The organism is Sphingomonas trueperi, from assembly GCF_011927635.1.
In the GTDB taxonomy this organism is placed as follows: domain Bacteria; phylum Pseudomonadota; class Alphaproteobacteria; order Sphingomonadales; family Sphingomonadaceae; genus Sphingomonas; species Sphingomonas trueperi.
Window position 1 is genome coordinate 1 of record NZ_JAATJB010000042.1, and the last position, 1,217, is coordinate 1,217.

Consider the following 1,217-nt stretch of genomic DNA (forward strand, 5'->3'; position numbering starts at 1 on the left):
TTCAGGCTGTTCTTGATGCGGGTGAGGTCGAGCGCGCGGAACGCGTCCCACTCGGTGACGATCACCAGCGCGTCCGAACCCTCGGCCGCCGCATAGGGATTGGCGACGAATTCGACGTCGGTCAGCATCTTGCTCGCCTGCTCGACACCCTCGGGGTCATAGGCCTTCACCGTCGCGCCCGCATCCTGCAACGCGGCGATGATCGAGAGGCTGGGCGCGTCGCGCATGTCGTCGGTATTCGGCTTGAACGTCAGGCCGAGGATGCCGACGGTCTTGCCGCGCACGTCGCCGCCCATCGCCTTGATGACCTTGCGGCCCATCGCGCGCTTGCGGGCATCGTTCACCTGGACCGTCGCCTCGACGATGCGCAGCGGCGTCTCGTTGTCGGCGGCGGTCTTCATCAGCGCCAGCGTGTCCTTGGGGAAGCACGAGCCGCCATAGCCCGGGCCGGCATGGAGGAACTTGCCGCCGATACGATTGTCCATGCCGATGCCGCGCGACACTTCCTGCACGTCGGCGCCGACCTGCTCGCAAAGATCGGCGATCTCGTTGATGAAGGTGATCTTCACCGCGAGGAAGGCGTTGGCGGCATACTTGATCAGCTCGGACGTGCGGCGGCCGGTGAACAGCACCGGGGCCGACTGGTTGAGCGAGAGCGGGCGATAGATCTCGCGCATCACCTGGCGGGCGAATTCGTCATCGGTGCCGACGACGACGCGGTCGGGCCGCTTGAAGTCCTCGATCGCCGCGCCTTCGCGCAGGAATTCGGGGTTTGAGACGACCTTGGCGCCGCTGTCGGGGGCGACCTCGGCGATGATCCGCTCGACTTCGTCGCCGGTGCCGACGGGCACGGTCGACTTGGTGACGATCACGCTCGGCTTGGTCAGGTTCTCCGCGATTTCCCGCGCTGCAGCGAAGACATAGGAGAGATCGGCATGGCCGTCGCCGCGGCGGCTGGGCGTGCCCACGGCGATGAACACCGCATCGGCATCCTTCACCCCTTCGGCCAGGTCGGTCGTGAACGACAGGCGGCCTGCCTTGACGTTGCTCGCCACCAGCGCGTCGAGGCCCGGCTCGTAGATGGGCATCACATTCTGGTGGAGCAGTTCGATTTTCCGCGCGTCCTTGTCCACGCAGATGACTTCGTGGCCGAAGTCCGAGAAGCAGGCTCCAGATACCAGGCCCACATAGCCCGTGCCGATCATCGCAATGCGCAC

The 1,217-nt window shown here is 65.8% G+C and carries 1 protein-coding gene; it reads right to left on the bottom strand.

Annotated elements, in window-relative coordinates; genetic code table 11:
- On the bottom strand, positions 1–1,217 hold a 1,217-nt coding region (locus GGR89_RS21995; RefSeq protein ID WP_164542742.1), incomplete at its 3' end, for a UDP-glucose dehydrogenase family protein.